The following is a 19,602-nucleotide window of genomic DNA, read 5'->3' on the forward strand; positions in this document are numbered from 1 at the left end:
AGGAGAACGAGATGGTCAGCATCGTGCGCGTGGTTGGCGAACGCGGCAAGGAAATCGGGTCGATCCTGTGGCGCTGCGTGTACAGCTTCAGCCTCACCTTGCTCTGTTCCGCCGGCCTGGCCTTCATTCCCCAGGGCACCGAATTCCTGCGCCTGGTCAGCGATCCCGGTTGGACCTTTCCGATTTTTATTTTTTCCGTGGCCAGTTGGTCCACCGCCGCCTGGTACAGCGCGCGCCTGACCCTCGGGCGCGTGTTCGACGGCACTTCCCTGCTGGACCGCACCGACACGCCCTTCGTCAACAGCATCCGCATGTGGCTGCCGCGCTTTCTCGGCATCGTGCCGGCTTCCGTGCTGTCGATCCAGTTCCAGCGCCTGGGCCAGCCGGCGCTGGCGCTGGCGTGCTTCCTGACCGCCTTCGCCATGGGCGTGTTCGTGCTCAAGCGGCGCGCCTGGTTCGCCTCGCGTTTCCGCGGCTTCGAGGGGCAGACCAGCTCGATTCGCTTCGAATCCTTGCAGGGGCGCACGGTGCTGACGGTGGCGCTGGCCATCCTGCTCACCTTCGCGCTGCTGTTCGCCGTGTGGCTGCGGCCGGTCGAGGTCACGCGCTATGTCACCGCGCCCGCGCTGCTGTGTTTCGCTTTCGCCAGCTGGATCCTGTTCGGCGACCTGGTGCTGACGTATTCCTTCAAACAGGCCCGGCTGCCCTCAATGGCGGCGCTGCCGCTGCTGCTGTTCATCGTGTTCAGCCTGTGGAACGACAACCACCAGGTCAGGCTGCTGCCCATCGCAGCGGACGATCCGGCGCCGATCCGGCGCAAGATCGACGCCCACCTCGACGACTGGCTGCAGGCGCGCGTGGCCAGCGGCACCCTGGTGCCGGGACGGCCGTTCCCCCTGTTCGTGGTGGCGGCCGAAGGCGGCGGCATCCGCGCCGCCTACTGGACCGGCATGGTGCTGGCCAAGCTGCAGGACGACAGCGGCGCGCGCTTCGGGCGTCACCTGTTCGCCCTGAGCGGCGTTTCCGGCGGCAGCCTGGGCAGCAGCGCCTTCGCCGCGCTGCTGGCCGATGCCGGCGGCAACGATCTGGCCACCGCCTACTGCGCGCGCGGCGGGCGCGACACCCCCTACCAGGAATGCATGCGCAAGGTCTTGCAGCGTGACTTCCTGTCGCCCACGCTCGGTTACATGCTGTATCCGGACATGCTGCAGCGCTTCTTGCCGTTCGCGATCGCGGCGGCGGACCGCGCCCGCGCCATGGAAGCGGGTTGGGAGCAGGGCTGGCTCAGCGCCACCGGCAACGACCGCTTCGCGCGCCGCTTCGACCAGCTGTGGGCCGCCGACGGCGCCATGAACGTGCCCTCGCTGCTGCTCAACGCCACCCTGGTCGATGGCGGCAGCCGCATCATCGCCAGCGACCTGATCATCGACGGCAGCTTTCCGGACGCCTACGATGCGCTCGACCCGGTGCTCGACCTGCACCAGATGAGCCTGGGGACGGCGGTGCACAACAGCGCGCGTTTCAGTTATATCAGCCCGGCCGGGACGGTGTCGGCCTGCCGCGCCGGCAAGGAGCTGGTGGCCTGCGCGCCCGGCCGCGAACGCGCGCCCTGGGGCCGGATCATCGATGGCGGCTACTTTGAAAACTCCGGCGTCGAATCGGTGCGCGACCTGCTGTTCGCCATGCGCCCGGCCTTGGCGCGGTGGCGCGAGCGCGGTTACGACATCGATCCGGCCGTCATCGTCATCAGCAATTCCCCCGACGCGCTGGCCCCGAAGGAAAAGCAAGACCCGGCCGGCGCGCGCATGGATACGACCTTCCTGTCGGAACTACTGGCCCCGCCGCTGGGCTTGTTCAATACCCGCACGGCGCGCGCCACCTTTGCCGTCACGGCGGAGCGGCGCGACATGGCCGTGATCCTGCCTGCCGGCCCGGCGCGCTTCCTGTGGTTCGGCATGCCCTCGGAAACCCACACTCCGCTGGGCTGGGCGCTGGCGGGCAAGAGTTTCAAAGGCATCGATGCGCTGCTCGCGCCGCCGCACGACAGCAAGCAACCGTTCGAGGTCGTACTGAAACGCTTGCCGCCGCCATAAGCTGTGCCGCAGGAAATAAATTTCCCCCGTACGTGGGTTGGCGAACGGAACGGATGTTGGGGAGGGCGTATTGTTGTGTCTCAAACAAACAGGAGGCTTTATGACCAAGCACAGCAACGACCCAAGTGAGCAACAGCAGCGCGCGGATGAACAGGCGCAGCAGGAAGCCACCAAGAACCGCCAGCGTGCCGAAACGGAAGAAGTCGCCGGCAAGCACAAGAACGACGGCGTCAAGGATCACCAGGGCGCCGACAAAGGCCCGCGCGGCCAGTAAATCGCCAGGGTAAGTCCGTTCAGCGGCCCGGCTTGCTTTCCCTTACAGGATCGCCAGCCGGGCCGATCAGCATTGGCGGGCGCCATCGCGGTGACCGGCTGCGCGGATGGCTCGCCCGCACGAAAATAGTGGGTCCGTGCACCTTTGTAGCTCATCTGTGGTGTAATTGCAGCTTCGCTGTTCTTGCTCGTCCTCATGTCCGCCCCACGCTTTGCCTGGCTCACCGCCGTTTTACCCCCACCCAACAGTGTCGCCCGCCAAGAACAATGGCGCGCCAGCGTGGCCGCGTTTATCGCGCTGGGCCTGACCGGCGCGCTGTGCAGCGCGACCGGCGGCGCGGCCGGCCTGTGGCTGATCGCCCCGATGGGCGCCTCCGCCGTGCTGCTGTTTTGCCTGCCCGCCAGTCCGATGGCCCAGCCGTGGGCCGTGATCGGCGGCAACGTCGTCTCGGCCCTGGTGGGGGTGGCCTGCATCAAGACTGGCCTCACACCAGCAGTGGCCGCCCCGCTGGCCGGCGGGATGGCGATCGTCGCCATGTTCGCGCTGCGCTGCTTGCATCCGCCGGGCGGCGCCATGGCGCTAACGGCCGTGCTGGCCGGCCCCGCAGTGCACAAGCTCGGCTTCGGCTTTGCCCTCACCCCGGTGGCACTGAACTGCGTGCTGATGGTGGGCGCCGCCCTGGCCGTCAACCAGCTGACCGGTCACCGCTATCCGCACCGCCAGCAATCGACGATGCAGAATGTCCACGACACGGCCGATGCGGTGCCCACCGCGCGCCTGGGCTTCCGGCGCGACGACCTGGACGCCGTGCTGGCGCGCTACGGCGAAGTGCTCGACGTCAGCCGCGACGACCTCGAAGGCATCATCCTGGCCACCGAAACGGCGGCCTACGGGCGCCGCTTCGGCGTGATCCGCTGCGGCCAGATCATGTCGACCGACGTGGTCACACTCGAATTCGGCACGGCCCTGGCCGATGCCTGGGGCTTGATGCGGCATCATCAGGTGCATGCGCTGCCGGTGCTGAACCGGGCGCGCAGGGTGATCGGCATCGTCACCCAGGCCGATTTCCTGCGCCACAGCGACCTGGATGCGTACAGCGGACTGGGGGCGCGCCTGCGCGCACTGCTGCGGCGCAGCGGATCGACGCATTCGGACAAACCGGAAGTGGTGGGGCAGATCATGACAGCCAGGGTGGCCACGGCGCATGTGCACACGCCGATCGTGGAACTGGTGCCGCTGATGGCCAACGCCGGCCTGCACCACATTCCCGTGGTCGACGACGAAGACCGCTTTGCCGGCATCGTCACCCAGTCGGATCTGGTGGCCGCGCTGTATCAGGGGCGGCTGGCCGAACTGGCTCCGGCGGCGTAGGGCGGGCGCGGTCCGATCGGCGCCGCAGGCGCGAGTCGGACCGCCACGTGGGTGAATGCCGGCCTTTGCTATGTCGCGAAGTGCGCGCGCTCGACCCGCAGCAGCTCGCCGACATCGATCATCAGCTCCTTCGCCTTGGTGGCCAGCCTGTCGACACCGACGGGGGCGCCGTGTGAATCGACCCAGACACCATGGACAAGGCGCCAGTTCGCCGTTTCCAATTGATAGGCAAGCACCTCGGCGTCGCGCCATGCCAGGTAACGCAGGATACGCCAGGGCTCGAGCGCGTCGAGCGCGGGGAGAAGCGCGGCTGCGGCGGACATCCTGGAGGAAGCTGCGGCGCTCGCCGGCGCCATCGCGCCAGCACCCGGCGACAGAAATTCACGCGGGTCCCTCAGGAAGGCGCGGGTGGCGGCGCTCATGTTGGGGCCGAGTACCTCATTTGCGCCCCGCAGATCCTCGTACATCGCCAGTAGCTGCCGGTCCTGCGCTCCCATCGCGATGTCGGTGACCGGCGCCGTGCCCGTCAGATCGATCAGCGAACCTTGCTGCAAATGGTCGCTACCGCTCTGGCCCAGCTTGACGGTACTCGACGCGACCATCGATACAGAAGGGGGCAGCGACAGGAGGAATTCGGGGCTGAACGGATCGGTATTGGTCGCGTCGAGCATCGTCGTTGGCATGGCGCTGCTGGCCGCGGCTGCGATGTCCTCCATGGCCTCGTCGTCTTGCACCGGCGGCGGTACGGCAAGGTAGGGTGAGGTGGTGTCGATCCGCACCGGCGTGGCCTGCTCGCGCGCCGGTTTCAGAGCCTGTCCGACCCTCGGAGTCTCGTAATACACGCTCGGTGTGGCGGAGAAGTCCACGCTGCCGCTGGCCGCGCTGGGCGGCATGTGCGCGAGCGTGCCGTTGAAAATCGCCTGTGAGCCGCTGTCGGCGAAATGGACCCGTGGCTGCCGATCCGCCGATCCCGGCGCACCGCCGGAGGCCAGGATGCGTCTGACCCGCGCGGTCGCTTCGGCCAGGGGATCGCGGTCGGCGTGGGCATTGACCGCGGCGGCCAGCACGTAACTGGCTTCCATGATGGTCTCGGTCGCGTTGCGCAGGATCGAATGCGCATCGCCGCGCCCACGGGCCCCGGAAGCGCGGCTGCGCAGGGTCGCCAGTGCCCTGGAAGCGGCTGCCCGCAGGTTGCGCAATGCCTCGTGCGCCAGGTGCGCGAATGCTTGCGTCGGGACCAGGTCGAGGCTCCCGAGCAGGTGCGCCGCGAACATCGCCGCGTCATCGAGGTCGGCCTGAATGGGCAGCGCCGTCGCCGCGACCTCGGCCAGCCCGGCGGCCGCATCGAGGTGAGCGCGAAGCGCGGCGCTCGCCTTGTTGTTCATGATTTGCAAATTCTTCGAGCGCTCGTCGTTCAAGCCCTTTTTGGGGTCACGCTTGCCGAGATCGTCCGCTCGGCCCTCCGTCACCCATGTCGCGTAGGCGAGGATGTCGTCTTCGGCCAGCAGCATGGCCTGGTACACGCCGGCATACTTGCGTTGTTCGCTGGTGGGGTTCCAGGCGCCATTGTCGATGCTGATCAGCGGGTCGGCCGGGGCGGCCGCCGCGGCCGCCGCGCTGCTCGTCGAATTCGATGAGGAAGCCGGCACGGCGGCCGCTGTGCTGCGCGCCAATGCCGCTGCGAGCACGCCCACATCGCGATCGAAGCTGCGCAGGGCGGCAGCGAGCGCTTCCAGGTATTCGGGCGGCTCGCTGCCGAACGACAGCCGGAGCGACTCGCCGGTATTGGCGACGGTGGTGTCGAGAAAGCCGAAACTTTGCCGTATCTGCAATCCGAGCGGAATCCCGAGCCTGGCCGCGTGAACGCTCGCGCGACCGGCGAAATACGCCTGCAGCCATTCGACGACGCGTTCCCGCACGCCGTGCCCGGCTTTGCCGAGGAACAGCGACCTCAGATGGATCGTGAGGCTGGTATTACCCGGGGTGTGATGAAGCCTGAGATGTGTCAATTCGTCGCCCAGCATCGTCACCAGGGCGTCCGCCATCGCGCTCGAGCGCGATGTGCGGCGCAGGATATACGACTGCGAGAAGCGCAGTGCTTCGTCTGCGGCGGTGGGGGGATAAGGCATCGCGCCGCCGTCCGGCTCGGCGATCAGCAGACCGAGTTCGGTAATGGCAAGATCGCGCTGCGACGACAGGGACAACGCTGCCGATGCTGACGACGGCGCCAGGGTCGAGGGCGGCGCGAATGACGATGACGATGACGATCCCGGCCAGGGCGCAGTGGAGGCGGCGGCTCCTTCCGGGAGCGCTGCCGTTGTGGGCAAAACCTGCGGCAACTCTGCAAAGCGCGCCCGCGTCAGGCTGGTCTCCATGAGCGAAGCATTGCCGGGCCGCAGTCCAAGACTGCTTAAGGGGGGACCTGTTGTCGCATATTTCCCGTTTTTATTGGCCTGCCAGCGTTTTTTCAGCGCGGGCCGCGAGGCCTCCTGTGCCGCCTTGCCCTTGTAGTTTTCCGCGATCGTCAAGAGCGGATGCTCCGCCTGGCTGCGAAAGTACTTGTCGGGCTGACTGGTCTGGAAGGGACCTGTCTGCCGTGTCTCGGGCGAAAGCAGGTCCAGCGGCACAAATGAGGCAATGTTGTGCCGCGCCGTGGCGGCCGCCGCCAGTGCGGCCGGCTCGTGTGAAGCGGCGGAGGGCTGACTGGCCAGGTCGGCACTGGCGGCCCGATGGTAGCCATGCCACTCGTCGAAGGCACCGGGTGGCGCCAGCGCGACTTGTGTCGCTGCCGACAAGGCTGAGGAAGATGACGATGACGCGGCGGCCGTGCCGTCGTCGGGGTAGCCGTGGGCGTCGTCATTGCGGACACGCTTGCGCGCTTGTCTGGCGCGCGCGCGTTCCTGGGAAGCGCTCAAGCCAATCCGCGCAAGCCCTTGGACATTGTCCCAGGTCTCGTCCATGTTGCCAAAGTAGCCGTTCGGTGACGCGGCCATGCGCACGATGAAGTCGACCAGTGCCGACGCGATGCCGGCCAGCGCGGGTTCCCTGCGCAGAAGATGCGCGTTCGAGGCGTTCCACGACATGCCGCCCGCCACGAACTTGCCCTGCACGACAGGCGGCAGGGTGGCAGGGGGTGCGCGCGGTGGAACGATAGCGGTCGCTGGCACCCCGGGCACAGGCCGGCTCGTGCGCTCGCGCGTCACTGCCGCCGGCAAGGTTTGCCGCTGCGCCAGGCCGTGGCTGGCCACTCTTTGCATCAGGGCGCGCGTCTGATCGTGCCGTGGGCTGGCGTCTGCCAATGCCTGCAAGCGCATGGCATGCCCGCTGGTGTCCCGCCTGTCGCTAAAACCGGCGGGATCGCCCTGCGTCGCGGCGTGCACCGGACCGGCATCTTGCTGTACAGCCGACACTGTTGTCTGCGCCGTGCGTGTCATCTTTCCCTCCGCGATGTCGCGATCCGGTCAAGAGTTTATCGAGCGCCAGCAATTGTCCGGCGCGCAGTCAGGCTGTAGCGCGCGCCGGCGTGTTACTCGTCGGCGCCGCAGCACTTCTTGTACTTCTTGCCGCTGCCGCAAGGGCAGTCGTCGTTGCGGCCGACTTTCGGCTCGTCGCGCTTCATGGTGCTCACCGGCGCCTTGCGCAGCGGTACCCAGAAACGGTGAATCGCCGGCAGGTTGGCCTGGATATCCAGGGCCAGCTTGTGGCCTTTCATCGGCGTATCGACTTCTTTCAGTTCTTCTTCCTCGATTTCGTCGGCGCCGAGCAGGTAGATCGGGCGCATCAGCGGTGCGAGGTCCGATTCCCAGATCGGGTCCCACGAACCGGGGCGCAATTCCATGCCTTCCCAGAAGCCCCAGCACCAGGCTTCGCCGTCGAGCAGCATCGTGCCTTCGTGCTCGGCTTCGCAGAACAGCGGCTCGAATTCCTTCGGCGCCACTTCAAACGTGACCAGCACCTCGTTCATGAAGCGCATGATCAGTTCGACGATGCGCTCTTCTTCCTTGGCATTCTTGAACTTGGGGACGCTCTTGGCATCCTCGCCCCACACTTTCGGCAGCCATTCGGCCGGCATGATGGTTTCCGGACCCATCGCCACGGCGGTCAGGTAACCGTGCAGGGTATCCATGGTCATGGCGTCTTCCGCGCTGCGGTCGGACAGGAGGAACTGGTCGAGTTCGTCGAATTCTTTTTCTGAAAGGGGCTGGTCGAGTTGCATGGCGTGCTCTGGTTGATCGTTGAAGCCGCTAGTTTAAACCTTTCGGGCACCGGGACGTACTGTTTAATGCGGCGCGCCGTACAATAGCGGCCATGACCACGCCACTTTCCGACTCCGACACACCCGCCATCCACCCGTTCTCAACCCTGAGCCCCGAGTGCGTGCTTGACGCGTTAGAGAGCGTCGGCCTGCGCGCCGACGGCCGCCTGCTCGCGCTCAACAGCTACGAAAACCGGGTCTACCAGGTCGGCATGGAAGACGCCGCCCCGGTGGTGGCCAAGTTTTACCGCCCCGAGCGCTGGAGCGATACGGCCATCCTGGAAGAACACGCTTTTGTGCAGGAATTGACCGAACGCGAAATCCCCGTGGTCCCCGCGCTGACCCTGGATGGACGCACCCTGCACAGCTTCGGCGGCTTCAGCTTTGCCGTCTTCCCCCGGCGCGGCGGGCGCGCGCCCGAACTCGACGACCCCGCCGTGCTGGAGTGGACCGGGCGTTTCATCGGCCGCATCCACGCGGTCGGCGCCCTGAAAAGCTACAGCGAGCGCCCGGCATTGACCATCGACACCTTCGGATGCGAACCGCGCGACTACCTGCTGGCCAACGACTTCATCCCGCCCGAACTGCTGGCCGCCTACACCAGCGTGGCCGAGCAAGCCCTGGACGGGGTGCGCCACTGCTACGCGCGGGCGGGCGCATCGGCCCAGCTGCGCCTGCACGGCGATTGCCACGTCGGCAACGTGCTGTGGACCCCGGACGGCCCGCACTTCGTCGACTTCGACGACAGCCGCACCGGCCCCGCCATCCAGGACCTGTGGATGCTGCTCTCGGGCGAGCGCAGCGACATGGTGCGCCAGATGAGCGACATCCTGGCCGGCTACGAAGACTTTGCCGACTTCGACGAGCGCCAGCTGAACCTGATCGAAGCGCTGCGCACCCTGCGCTTGATCCACTACTCGGCCTGGCTGGCGCGGCGCTGGAACGACCCGGCCTTCCCGGTCGCCTTCCCGTGGTTCAATACACAACGTTATTGGCAAGACCGCATCCTCGAACTGCGCGAACAGATCGCGCTGATGGATGAGCCGGCGCTGTGGTGACGCTCCTGTAGAGCAAAGCGGGGAATTGGCTGGTTTTTCCGCGTCTGATCCGTGCGCCGGTGCGGGCCGACCTGACAGATAATCAACGTCAGGCCTTCCCATGCCGGGACGGTAGCCCAAGCGAGAACGACGATGGAACCCACACCAGCCCCGCACGACGATGCCAACCTGACCATCGCGCTGCCGCCCGACGGCGCCGTGCCCCAGGCTGCCGCTGCGGCCCCGGCTGCCGCCGCCGAACCCGGCCCCGGCCCCGACCGCGCCCAGTCCGAAATGCGCGCCATCCACGAAGCCATCGCCCGGGTCGAAGCCGAAGCCAAGGCGTCCTGCGCCGCCGAAAGCCGGGCCCACGCCGAAGCGCGCGCTCGTGGCCTGGCCGAAGAACGCGCCGCCATGGACGCCGCCGCCGCTGCCGCCGCCCTGCAAAACGCCCAAGCCTCCGAAGAAGCCATCGAAGCGAACCGCGACCGCCTCGAAACCCTGCGCGCCGCCGCCCGGGCCAGCCTGGAGCGCCTCGAAGCGGTGCGCCAGGAAACCGCCGAACTGCGCGCCCGGGTCGAAGCCGACACCCAGATCAAACTGGCCGCCGAAACGCGCCTGAAAGCCGACGAAGAATCGCGCCGCCGCACCGCCGAACAAATCGCCGCCGAAGCCGAACTGGCCGAACAAGCCGCGCGCGCCACCGAAGCCCTGCTGGCCCAGACCGAGCAGGCGCGCCTGCAGGCGGTCGAACGGGTCGCCGCCGTGCACGCCGCCCAGGAAGAAGTACTGCACATCGCCAACGCCGACGCCCGCATGACCACCCTGGCGCGCGAACGCGAGCGCCAGGCCAAGGGTGCGCGCCACACCGCCGAACTGCTGGCCGACGCCGAATCCGAAGCGCTCGAACTGACCATCCAGCGCGAAAAAGCCGACCAGGTCGCCCTGGCCTCGGCCTTCGCCCGCGCCGTGGCCGAAGCGCGCGCGCTGGAAGAAGCACGCGCCCTGACCCACATCGAACAGGAACGCGAAGCGATCGCCATCGCCCAGGCCGAGTCCGAGCGGGTGGCCGCCCAGTCGATTCACCTGCGCCTGCAATCGGAAAAAGAACTGCGCGACGCTGCCTTGCACCGCGAACGGTTGGAAAAGATGGCCGCCGCCGGCGCTTGCGCCCGGCGTGACGCCGAAGCGCGCATCCTGACCGCGACCGAAGAACGCATCGAAGTCGACAAACGCTTGCGCGAAGTCGCCCTGGCGCGCGCCAAGGCCGAGGACGATGCCAGCGCCGTCGTGCAAGCGAAGGTGGACGCCGAAACCCGCGCCGCCGCCGAAGCGGCGGAACGCGCCCTGGCCGACCAGGCCGCTGCTGCTGCCGCCCTGGCCGAAGCCGAGGAACAGCAACGCGCGCGCGTGCTGGCCGACGAACGCGCCAGCCTGGCCCAGGCAGCGGCCGACCTGGCCGCCGCCCAAAACGCTTCCGAACAAGCCGCCGTGGCATCGATTGCCGAGCACGTCGAGCTGCAACGCCGCGCCAGCGCGCTGGCCGCCGACAAGGCTGCGCAAGCGGGGGCGCTGGCGCAGGCCGAACAAGCGCGTGCCGACGCCGAACAAGCCGCGCTGGCCCAGCTGCAAGAACGGCTTGAGGCGGAAACCCTCGCCGCCGACGCGGCCCGGGCACGTGCCGACACCGAACAGGCCGAAGCGCTGTTGCTGCGCCGGAAAGCCGATGCCGAACAGCGTCTGGCCGAGTCCAGGCAAATCGACGTGGAAGCGACCCGCCTGCTCGCCGAGCAGGTTGAGATCGACAGCGCGCAGGCCAGTGCCGCCGCCGAGGCCATTGCCGCCCAGGCGCGCGCGGCCTCGGCCCTGGCGCTGGCGCAAAGCGCGCGCGCCGAGGCCGAGCAGCAAACCCTGGCCATGGCCGAACAGGCGCTGGCGTTGGCCGAGGAAGCGCTGGCGCTGGAACGCGCACGCGCCGAAAGTGAACGCAACGCCCTGGCGCTGGCCGAACAGAACGCCGCCGAACAGCGCCAGCTGGCCGAGCTGGCGGCGAGCACCGAGCAAGCCAAACGGATCGAAGCGGATGCCACGCGCAAGCTGGTGCGGCAGGCCGAAACCGAAAGCGTGCAGGCCCAGGCCGCAGCCGACGCCATCGCCGCGCAAGCGCGCGCCGCCATCGACCTGGCCCAGACCCAGAGCGCGCGCGCCGTGGCCGAACAGCAAAAGCTGGCCTTGGCCGAACAGGCCCTGGCCGACGAACGAGCGCGCGCCGACAGCGAAGCCGCCGCGCTTGCCTTGGCCGAGCAAACCGCCGCCGCCCAGCGCCAGATGGCGGTCGCCGCCGCCCACGCCGAGCAGGCCAAACGGCGCGAAGCCGACTACACCCACGCACTGGTGCAACAGGCCGAAATCGAAAGCGTGCAGGCGCAAAACGCCGCCGATACGATCGCCGCGCAGGCGCGCGCCGCCACCGAACTGGCCGAGGCGCAGCGCGAACGCGCGCGTTCCGAACAACAAAAGCTGGCATTGGCCGAGGAAACCTTGGCCCAGGAGCGTGCCCTGGCCGACAGCGAGCGCGCCGCTGTCATGCTGGCCGAGCAGACCCTGACCGCCAAGCGTCAGCTGGCATCGGCCGGCGCCGCCGCCGAGCAAGCCCGCCGTACCGAAGCGCAGGCCGCGCGCGTGCTTGCGCAGCAGGCCCAGGTCGACACCGAACAGGCGGCACGCGCCGCCGACGCAGTCGCCGCCCAGGCCAAGGTGGCGGCCGAACGCGCCCAGGTCCAGCAAGTGCGGGCGCAAGCCGAACAACAGAAACTCAAGCTGGCGGAAGACGCGCTGGTTCTGGAACGTGCCAGCGCCGAGGCCGAGCGGGCCAGTGTCGAGACCGAACGCGCCTCGCTGGCGCTGATCGAGCAAAAGCTGGCCACCCAGCGTCAGCAACTGGCGGCCGACCAGCGCGCCGAGCAGGCGATTGCGGCGCGGCTGGCGTCCGAACAGGCGGCTTGCCTGTCGGCGCGCACGCGGGCCGAAGCCGAGCACGAAGCGGCCAGCATGGCGCGCCAGTTCCAGGTCGCGCAAGAAATTGCCGCCCTGGCCGCGCAGGACAAGCGCGACGCCCAGCGCGTACTGCTCGACAGCGCCCAGGCACAGGCCGAGATGCAGCGCAAGAGCGCCATCACCACCAAGGAAATGGCCGACGCCAAGCGCGAACTGGTGGCGCTCGAAATGCGCCGCCTGGAAGCCGACACGCACACCCTGATGGTCACCAAACACGCCATCGACGACGAAAAGCGCAACAGCGCCACCGACGCCGCTCAGCGGTCGACCTCGGCCACGATGACGCACGAGGTGCTGGGCCGTCTGACCGCCCCGGCCAAGGGCTGATGCCGGCGGTGCATGCGTCGCGAGCAGGCTGGGGTCCCGGTTGGCATGCTGATGGGGTAAGATTGGCGGCATGACGAATTTCAAGTTGCTGCTGGCCATGGTGCTGGCTATCCCGCCGGGATTGCAGGCGGCGGAGCTGTCGGTGCTGGTCGACACCAGTACCGACATGCCGATGGCGCGCTTCGAGCGCGGCCGGCTGGCCGAAGGCATCCACAAAGACATAGGCGAGGCGCTGGCTGGCGCGATGGGGCGCACGGCGGTGTTCGTCGCGCTGCCGCGCAAGCGGATTGTGCGGGCGCTGGAAGATGGCGGCGCGGACGTGCTGTGCAGCTACGTTCCCGAATGGCTTCCCGGATCGTTCCGCTGGAGCCGGGCCTTCATTCCCATCACCGAAGTCTTGGTGACGGCGCGCAGCGCGCCGCGTCCGCGTAGCGTGATCGACGTGTCGGGGCAAGCGATCGGCACCGTGCTCGGCTACTCCCATCCCGAGCTTGACCGCGCCTTAGGCAAAGGATTCATCCGCGACGACGGCTTCAGTTCGCTGGCGAGTTTGCGCAAGCTGGCCGCCGGGCGCCTGCGCCATGTGGTCACGGCCAAGCTGTTTCTCGACTACCGTCTCAAGCTCGGCGACCCCGCGCTCGCGCTGCACCCGCCGCTGACGGTCAAGAGCTACCTGGGCCAATGTGCCGTCTCCCCCAAAGGCAAGGTCACCCTGGCCGAGGTCGACCAAGCCATCGGGCGCCTGATTGCCAAGGACGCCATCACCACCATCTTCGCGCGCTACCAGTAGCCGCCGCTACCGCGCCGCCACAATTCCCCAACCGGGGTCTGACCTCGGACTCGCAATATTTTTTCGTTTCCCAACCGGGGTCTGACCTTTGACTCGCAATTTTGTTAACCGGGCTGATGCTGTCTGGCCCGATCTTTCGCTGAGTTACGCCAAATTCGCCGTAGAAACGCGGAGATTGCGGTGTTTTACGCTTTTCCAATGTCACAAAATTTCGAGACAGAGGTCAGACCCCGGTTAGGAAACGAAAATGTTGCGAGTCAGAGGTCTGACCCCGGTTGTGGGAGTGTTGGCTGGGCGTGTAGGAATTTTGGTGGTGTTTTGTATTTGCAATACAATCGACGCATTTCTTCCAACAGGCGTGTCTCCGTGACTTCCACTCCCATTAAAATCGCTGCGGCGCTGGCCATCGCGGGCGCGGCCGGTGCGGCTGTTCTGTTTGCCGGACGTAAGCCAGCCCCGGCGACGCCACCGCCACCGCCCGTCAAGGCCGCCCCCGCGGCCGCGCCTGCGCCGCGTACCAATACGGCGCCGCTGATGACCGGCTTGCAGACCTTGCTGGCCAATTACCGCAAGATCATCGTGCTGCTGGCCGACGAGAAGTCGATGCCGCCCAACGAACGCGAACAAGCCCAGCGTGTCGGCCAGAATTTGTTCCACGAGAATCAGTCGCACGCCGCGAACCTCGAACGCGATCTGGCAGCGCTGCTCGCCTCCAGCCAGCCGAACCGCTTCGATGCCGTCAGCGAACTGCTCGGCTTCATCGAGTCCGATAAGTCCCTGTACGACGCCGACCGCCTCGCTTTCCGCGAGCTGCTGCAAGGCTTGCTGGCGGAAGTGGCCAAGGATTCGAGCTTGCCGGCCATTAAGCTCCACAAGCGCTTGTCGGAGGATCTCGATGCGCTGGCCGAGATCGAGCGCAATTATGAGAAGGAAATCCGCCAGGTCTTCGGCCGTTACGAGTCGCGCGCGATCGAGCTAAAACGCGAGCACTGGGACAGCTACCTGGCCTATCTCAAGACCCTGTACACGCGCGACACCATCCTCAAGGAGCAGGGCGTGGTGATGCCTTATCCGGCGTCGGCCTTGCCGCGCGAGGCCAAGACCAAAGCCGAGCCCGACCCCAACGAGATTTTCGGCACTTCCCTGCCCAGGAAAACCGTGGTGCTGACCTTCGACGACGGCCCCCACAAACGCTATAGCGAAGAAATCGCCGCCATCCTCAAGCAGTACGGGGTGCCGGCCGTGTTTTTCAGCGTGGGCCGCAACCTGGGCAGTGTCGATGCCGCCGGCAAGGCCACCTTGTCGGAGGGCGCCGCCGTCAGCCGCAAGCTCAAGGCGGATGGCTATACCCTGGCCAACCACAGCTACACGCACGCCCAGTTATCGAAAGAAACCGGCGACAAGCTCCAGGCTGAAATCTTCAACACCGATGTGCTGCTCAAGGCGATCGACGCCGGCCGCGCGCCACTGTTCCGCTTTCCCTACGGCGCGCGCAACAGCGAGGGCATGCATGCGCTGGAAGGCGCGCACCTGCGTTCGGTGATGTGGAATATCGATTCGCTCGACTGGGCTGATCCGGTCCCGGCCTCGATCGCGGAACGGGTCTTGCGCACGGTCGACAAGGAGGGCCGCGGCATCATCCTGTTCCACGATATCCATGCGCGCACGGTCAAGGCGCTGCCTGCCGTGCTGGACCGCCTGATCGCTGAGGGCTACCAGTTCGCCGGCTGGGATGGCAGCAATTTCACCAGCGCCAACACAGCCGCCGCGCCCGCCGAGAAAGTGGCGGTCAGCACGGGCTATGCCAATTCCTGGGCCATCGTGATCGGCATCGACAGCTATCCCAAGTGGCCCAAGCTGCAGTACGCGGTACGCGATGCCCAGGGAGTGCGCGAAGTCTTGATCGGCAAGTTCGGCTTCGCGGCCGAGCGCGTGGTGTCGCTGAACAATGCCGATGCCACCCGCGCCGGCATCCTGGGCGCCTTCCATGACCGCCTGGCGCACGGCGGGGTGCAAAAGAATGACCGGGTCTTCGTGTTTTTCGCCGGCCACGGCGCCACTCGCCGGCTCAGTTCGGGCCGCGACCTGGGCTATATCGTGCCCTACGATTCCGACCCGACCCAGTTCGCCACCGATGCGATTCCGATGAGCGAGATCCAGAACATCGCCGAGAGCCTGACCGCCAAGCATGCGCTGTTCGTGATGGATGCCTGTTACAGCGGGCTGGGCCTGACGCGCGGCGGCGGCGCCGGCGCTTTCCTGCGCGATAACGCGCGCCGCATCGGGCGCCAGATGCTGACCGCCGGCGGGGCCGACCAACTGGTGTCGGACGGCGGGCCGAACGGGCATTCGGTGTTCACCTGGACCTTGCTGCAGGCGCTGGCGGGTAAGGGTGACCTGAACGGCGATGGCATGATCACGGCCACCGAGCTGGCGGCGTATGTGGCGCCGGCGGTGGCGGGGGTGTCGAACCAGACGCCGGCCTTCGGCAGCCTACCCGGCTCGGAAGGGGGCGACTTCGTGTTCGAGTTGCCGGTCGAGGCCGAATTTCTCAATCCGCAGACGGCGCAGTTGTCGACCGAGGCAATCGCGCTCAACGCCAAGCTCGATTCGGTGCGTCCGGACACGCCCAAGGCGGACGACAAGCCTGGTGTGACCGCGCCGGTGGCGCCGGTCGCGGTCAAGGATTTGCAGGGCAAGGAGCAGAAATTGGTGACGCCGCTGGCGGTGCCGTCCTCGGCGCGCCAGCTGGCGCAGCGCGCCAACGATCGCGGTTTGCAGCTGTTTAAGGAAAAGCAGTATGCGGCGGCCGAGGGCGAGTTCACCGAGGCGCTCAAGCTGCGCGCCGACTTTGCGCTGGCGGCCAATAACCTGGGCTTTGTGTACTATAAACAGGGGAAGTTTGCCGAGGCGGCGCGCTGGTTCGACAATACCGTGAAGATGGATCCGTCGCGCGCCGTGGCCTACCGCAACCTGGGCGATGCGCATGCCCAGGCGGGCGATGTGGCGAAGGCGAAGCAGGCCTACAAGACCTTCCTGGAACTGGCGCCGGCCAGCGCCGGGGCTGCGTATGTGAAGCAGCAGCTGGAAAAACTGTAGGAGGACATCCCGCCTGCGCTCCCCCGCGCTCGACGCCGGTCCCGCCATTGACGCAAGCGGCGCGGCTGGTGGTGGGGGAAGGACGGAGCAAGGCCGGAGAAGGCGGATCGGCGTAGCGCACGTCCGCGCCGCCTCCCGGCATCAGGCCGCGCCGGTGTAGCGCACGCCCGCGCCACCTCCCTGCATCAGGCCGCGCCCAGCGCTTCCTGCTGCTTCTTGTAGCGCAGCGACGACCATACCGACACCAGGATGAACGCTACGCCGGACAGCCCCGTGAACCACTCCGGAATGTGATAGCGCACGCTGGCGAACATGATCAGCGCCAGGATCCCGATCGCGTAATGCGCGCCGTGTTCCAGGTAGACAAACTCCTCCAGGGTACCCTTTTCGACCAGGAACACGGTCAGCGAGCGCACGAACATGGCGCCGATGGCCAGACCCAGCATGATGATGATCACATCGTTGGTGATGGCGAACGCGCCGATCACGCCATCGAAACTGAACGAGGCATCGAGCACTTCCAGGTACAGAAAACCGCCGATACTGCCGCGCGACACCATTTGCCCGATGCTCGGGTCGGCTTCTTCTTCCTCCAGCAGGGAACTGATCCAGTTCACGCCGACGTAGATCACCACGCCCATCACCCCCGCCATCAGCACGCTCAGCTTGCGCGCTTCCGGCACCAGGTACATGGCCACGAACGCGGCGCACAGGGTCAGCAGTACCGCCAGGCTCTCGCTGCCGTAGGTGCCCACCTTCTCTTCGAGCCATCCGAGCCAGTGAAGTTCCTTCTCTTCGTCGAATAAAAAGTTGAGGAAGACCAGCAGCAGGAAGGCGCCGCCGAACGCGGCCACTTCCGCGTGGTTGTCGGTCAGGTGGCGCGAGTATTCGTCGGGTGTGTTGATCGCCATCGACCATACGTCCAGCAAGCCGAGTCCGGTTGCGACCGAGACTATGACCAGGGGAAACAGCAAGCGCATGCCGAACACGGCGACGAGGATACCGGCCGTCAGGAACAGCTTGCGCCAGAAATCGTTCCAGTGGCGCAGCACGGACGCGTTGACGACGGCATTGTCGAACGAGAGCGACACTTCCAGCACGCCCAGCACGGCGGCGATCCAGAGCGCGTTGAGCAGGCCCGGCACGCCGCCGCGCGTGTAGCCCCACCACCCGGCAACGGTCAGGAGAACAAAGCTGACAATGAAAGAAAGTCTGAAATGGCGCATGCGGTAATTCCCGGAGAAAAGTTCAATAAGCAGGGCGGGCGCCGGCGGGCGGCGGTCTGATGTCATTCTAATAGGTTTCCTGCCCGACGAGCACTCAACAGCGTGCGCGCCCCGGGCACCGGTACGGCTTGCGCCCGGGGCGCAGCGTGCGCCAGCTGCCCGGCGGCCTGTCGGCACCGGCGCGCAAAGCCAGCGCGAAAATGCCTGCCGGCGAACTTTTATGCTGTCTTGGCAGGGGCGCGATCTGCGATAATTGTTAATTACGCAGCAATTGTGCGGTTTAACGACAACAAGGATGTACGCATGGATATCAGCTACCTCATCACGCCTGTCCTGACCTGGCTGGTGGTGGGACCCATCAAGTTCCTGATTAATAGTGCGCGCCAGCGGCGCTGGGCCTTCAATTTGGTCGGCAATGGCGGCTTTCCCAGCAATCACAGCTCGGTGGTGACCAGCATGGCCACCCTGATCGCCCTGCGCGAGGGGATGGGCAGCCCGGCCTTCGGCGTGGCCGTGACCCTGGCATTTATCGTGATGATCGATGCCAACAGCCTGCGCCAGCACGTCGGGCGCCAGGCCGCCGCCATCAACCGCCTGGCCGGCAGCGCCGCCGAGCATACCCATCTGCGGGAACGCATGGGACATACCCTGGTCGAAATCACGGGCGGCATTTGCACCGGCATCGGCATGGGGTTTGCGGTTTTTCACTTGTTCCAACGCTTCTGAGGCCGCGCTCAGCGGCGCGGATTGTTGCAGCTCAGCACGATCAGGATGCAGTTCAAACCCGCAAATCCGCAGTTCAGCCATCGAAACTGGCAGGTTGCAAGATCGCTAATTGACGTCGATATCCGTCTCAAGGATACTTTGGCGCTGGAAGTTTTCAATTTGATACATACGTAAGACCGATTTGATCCCGGAGAATCCCATGCTGCGCAAAACAATGCTCGTCCTCGCCATCGCCACGGCGCTCGCCGCCTGTGGTAAGGATACAAAAGAACCGGGCAAGGATGGCAAGGATGCCAAGGCCGCCGCGCCCGTCCAGTTGCTGGTTTCTCCGGAAGATCTGCTCACCATCCAATCGAACGCGCTCGCCTCCGGCCCGGTCGTGACCGGCTCGGTCCAGCCCGAACGCAAGGCCGACCTGCGCGCCGAAGTGTCGGCCGTGGTGTTGCAGGTGCTCAAGGAAAACGGCGACCTCGTCAAGCGCGGCGATGTCCTCGTCAAGCTCGACGAAACCGCCATCCGCGACAGCCTGAGCTCGGCCGAGCAGTCGGCCCGCGCCGCCGCCCAAGCGCTCGACCAGGCCGAACGCCAGCTCGAACGCATGAAAACCCTGCGCGCCTCGGGCATGACCTCGGCCCAGGCCCTGGATGATGCCGAAGTGCGCCGCAACAGTGCCCTGAGCGAAGTATCGGCTGCCAAATCGCGCGCCGCGCTGGCTCGCCAGCAACTCGGCCGCACCGTGGTGCGCGCGCCGTTCGACGGCGTGGTCAGCGAACGCAAGGTGTCGGCGGGCGACACTGCATCGATCGGCAAGGAATTGCTGAAAGTAATAGATCCGTCCAGCATGCGCTTTGAAGGAAGGGTCTCGGCCGACCGCATCAGCACGGTCAAGGTCGGCCAGGCGGTCAGTTTTCGTGTCAACGGCTATGCCGGCGAGGAATTTCGCGGCGTGGTGAAACGGGTCGACCCGGCCGCCAACGAGGTCACGCGCCAGGTCGAGGTGCTGGTCGGCTTTGCACAAGGTTCGGCGGTGCCGAAGGTGTCCGGCCTGTACGGGGAAGGGCGGATCGAGGCGGAAACCAAGGCCGCGCTGATGCTGCCCGAAGGCGCGCTGGTCAAGGCTGGCGACAAGGCCTACGCCTGGCGCCTGCGCGACAAGACCTTGAACAAGGTCGACCTGGCGGTGGGGCCGCGCGACACACGCAGCGGCAACTATGAGATCAAGCAAGGCCTGGCCGCCGGCGACATCGTCATGCGTACGCCGAGTTCGGCGTTCAAGGAAGGCCAGAAGATCGAACTGGCGCCGGCCAAGGTTGCCGCCGCCGCCCCTGTCGTGCAGGGGAAATAAGC

General features: G+C 66.6%; 12 protein-coding genes. 9 read left to right on the top strand and 3 right to left on the bottom strand.

Annotated features, from left to right (window positions below; all coding sequences use genetic code 11):
* The first annotated feature begins 11 nt into the window (after window positions 1-11).
* The 3 genes from IV454_RS17515 (at window position 12) to IV454_RS17525 (ending at window position 3,738) form a co-directional block, all read left to right on the top strand.
* Window positions 12-2,093, top strand: coding sequence for a hypothetical protein (locus IV454_RS17515; RefSeq protein ID WP_206087122.1), 2,082 nt, complete (start codon window positions 12-14; stop codon window positions 2,091-2,093).
* 100 nt (window positions 2,094-2,193) lie between these two features.
* Window positions 2,194-2,367 (top strand): hypothetical protein, encoded by a 174-nt coding sequence (locus IV454_RS17520; protein ID WP_206087123.1) that lies wholly within the window; start codon window positions 2,194-2,196, stop codon window positions 2,365-2,367.
* Window positions 2,368-2,562: 195 nt separating this feature from the next.
* Window positions 2,563-3,738: an HPP family protein gene (locus IV454_RS17525; protein WP_206087124.1), complete on the top strand. Its 1,176-nt coding sequence runs from the start codon at window positions 2,563-2,565 to the stop codon at window positions 3,736-3,738.
* Between the two features lie 68 nt (window positions 3,739-3,806).
* On the opposite strand, the gene IV454_RS17530 is transcribed toward IV454_RS17525, so the two are convergent.
* Window positions 3,807-7,172, bottom strand: a complete 3,366-nt coding sequence (locus IV454_RS17530; RefSeq protein ID WP_206087125.1) for a hypothetical protein — start codon at window positions 7,170-7,172, stop codon at window positions 3,807-3,809.
* Between the two features lie 92 nt (window positions 7,173-7,264).
* The gene (locus tag IV454_RS17535; protein WP_054267107.1) at window positions 7,265-7,954 is read right to left on the bottom strand and encodes a UPF0149 family protein; all 690 of its coding nucleotides are present in this window, start codon (window positions 7,952-7,954) and stop codon (window positions 7,265-7,267) included.
* A gap of 92 nt (window positions 7,955-8,046) precedes the next feature.
* Between IV454_RS17535 and IV454_RS17540 the strand changes: the two genes are divergently transcribed.
* The 4 genes from IV454_RS17540 to IV454_RS17555 all read left to right on the top strand — a co-directional run bounded on the left by IV454_RS17540 (window position 8,047) and on the right by IV454_RS17555 (window position 16,303).
* On the top strand, window positions 8,047-9,051 hold the full coding sequence (locus IV454_RS17540) for a serine/threonine protein kinase (RefSeq protein ID WP_206087126.1): 1,005 nt from the start codon (window positions 8,047-8,049) through the stop codon (window positions 9,049-9,051).
* 132 nt (window positions 9,052-9,183) lie between these two features.
* Window positions 9,184-12,414 (top strand): coiled-coil domain-containing protein, encoded by a 3,231-nt coding sequence (locus tag IV454_RS17545; protein WP_206087127.1) that lies wholly within the window; start codon window positions 9,184-9,186, stop codon window positions 12,412-12,414.
* A gap of 70 nt (window positions 12,415-12,484) precedes the next feature.
* Window positions 12,485-13,204 (top strand): substrate-binding periplasmic protein, encoded by a 720-nt coding sequence (locus IV454_RS17550; protein ID WP_206087128.1) that lies wholly within the window; start codon window positions 12,485-12,487, stop codon window positions 13,202-13,204.
* A gap of 366 nt (window positions 13,205-13,570) precedes the next feature.
* Window positions 13,571-16,303: a polysaccharide deacetylase family protein gene (locus IV454_RS17555; RefSeq protein ID WP_229521672.1), complete on the top strand. Its 2,733-nt coding sequence runs from the start codon at window positions 13,571-13,573 to the stop codon at window positions 16,301-16,303.
* Window positions 16,304-16,488: 185 nt separating this feature from the next.
* On the opposite strand, the gene IV454_RS17560 is transcribed toward IV454_RS17555, so the two are convergent.
* The gene (locus IV454_RS17560) at window positions 16,489-17,529 is read right to left on the bottom strand and encodes a DUF475 domain-containing protein (RefSeq protein WP_206087130.1); all 1,041 of its coding nucleotides are present in this window, start codon (window positions 17,527-17,529) and stop codon (window positions 16,489-16,491) included.
* Between the two features lie 303 nt (window positions 17,530-17,832).
* Here IV454_RS17560 and IV454_RS17565 point away from each other — a divergent pair, with 303 nt between their 5' ends.
* Both IV454_RS17565 and IV454_RS17570 read left to right on the top strand, forming a co-directional pair.
* Window positions 17,833-18,255: a divergent PAP2 family protein gene (locus IV454_RS17565; RefSeq protein ID WP_206087131.1), complete on the top strand. Its 423-nt coding sequence runs from the start codon at window positions 17,833-17,835 to the stop codon at window positions 18,253-18,255.
* A 199-nt stretch (window positions 18,256-18,454) separates the two neighbouring features.
* Window positions 18,455-19,600 (top strand): efflux RND transporter periplasmic adaptor subunit, encoded by a 1,146-nt coding sequence (locus IV454_RS17570; protein WP_206087132.1) that lies wholly within the window; start codon window positions 18,455-18,457, stop codon window positions 19,598-19,600.
* Window positions 19,601-19,602: the final 2 nt, after the last annotated feature.

It is taken from the genome of Massilia antarctica (assembly GCF_015689335.1).
GTDB classification, from domain to species: Bacteria; Pseudomonadota; Gammaproteobacteria; order Burkholderiales; family Burkholderiaceae_D; genus Telluria_A; species Telluria_A antarctica.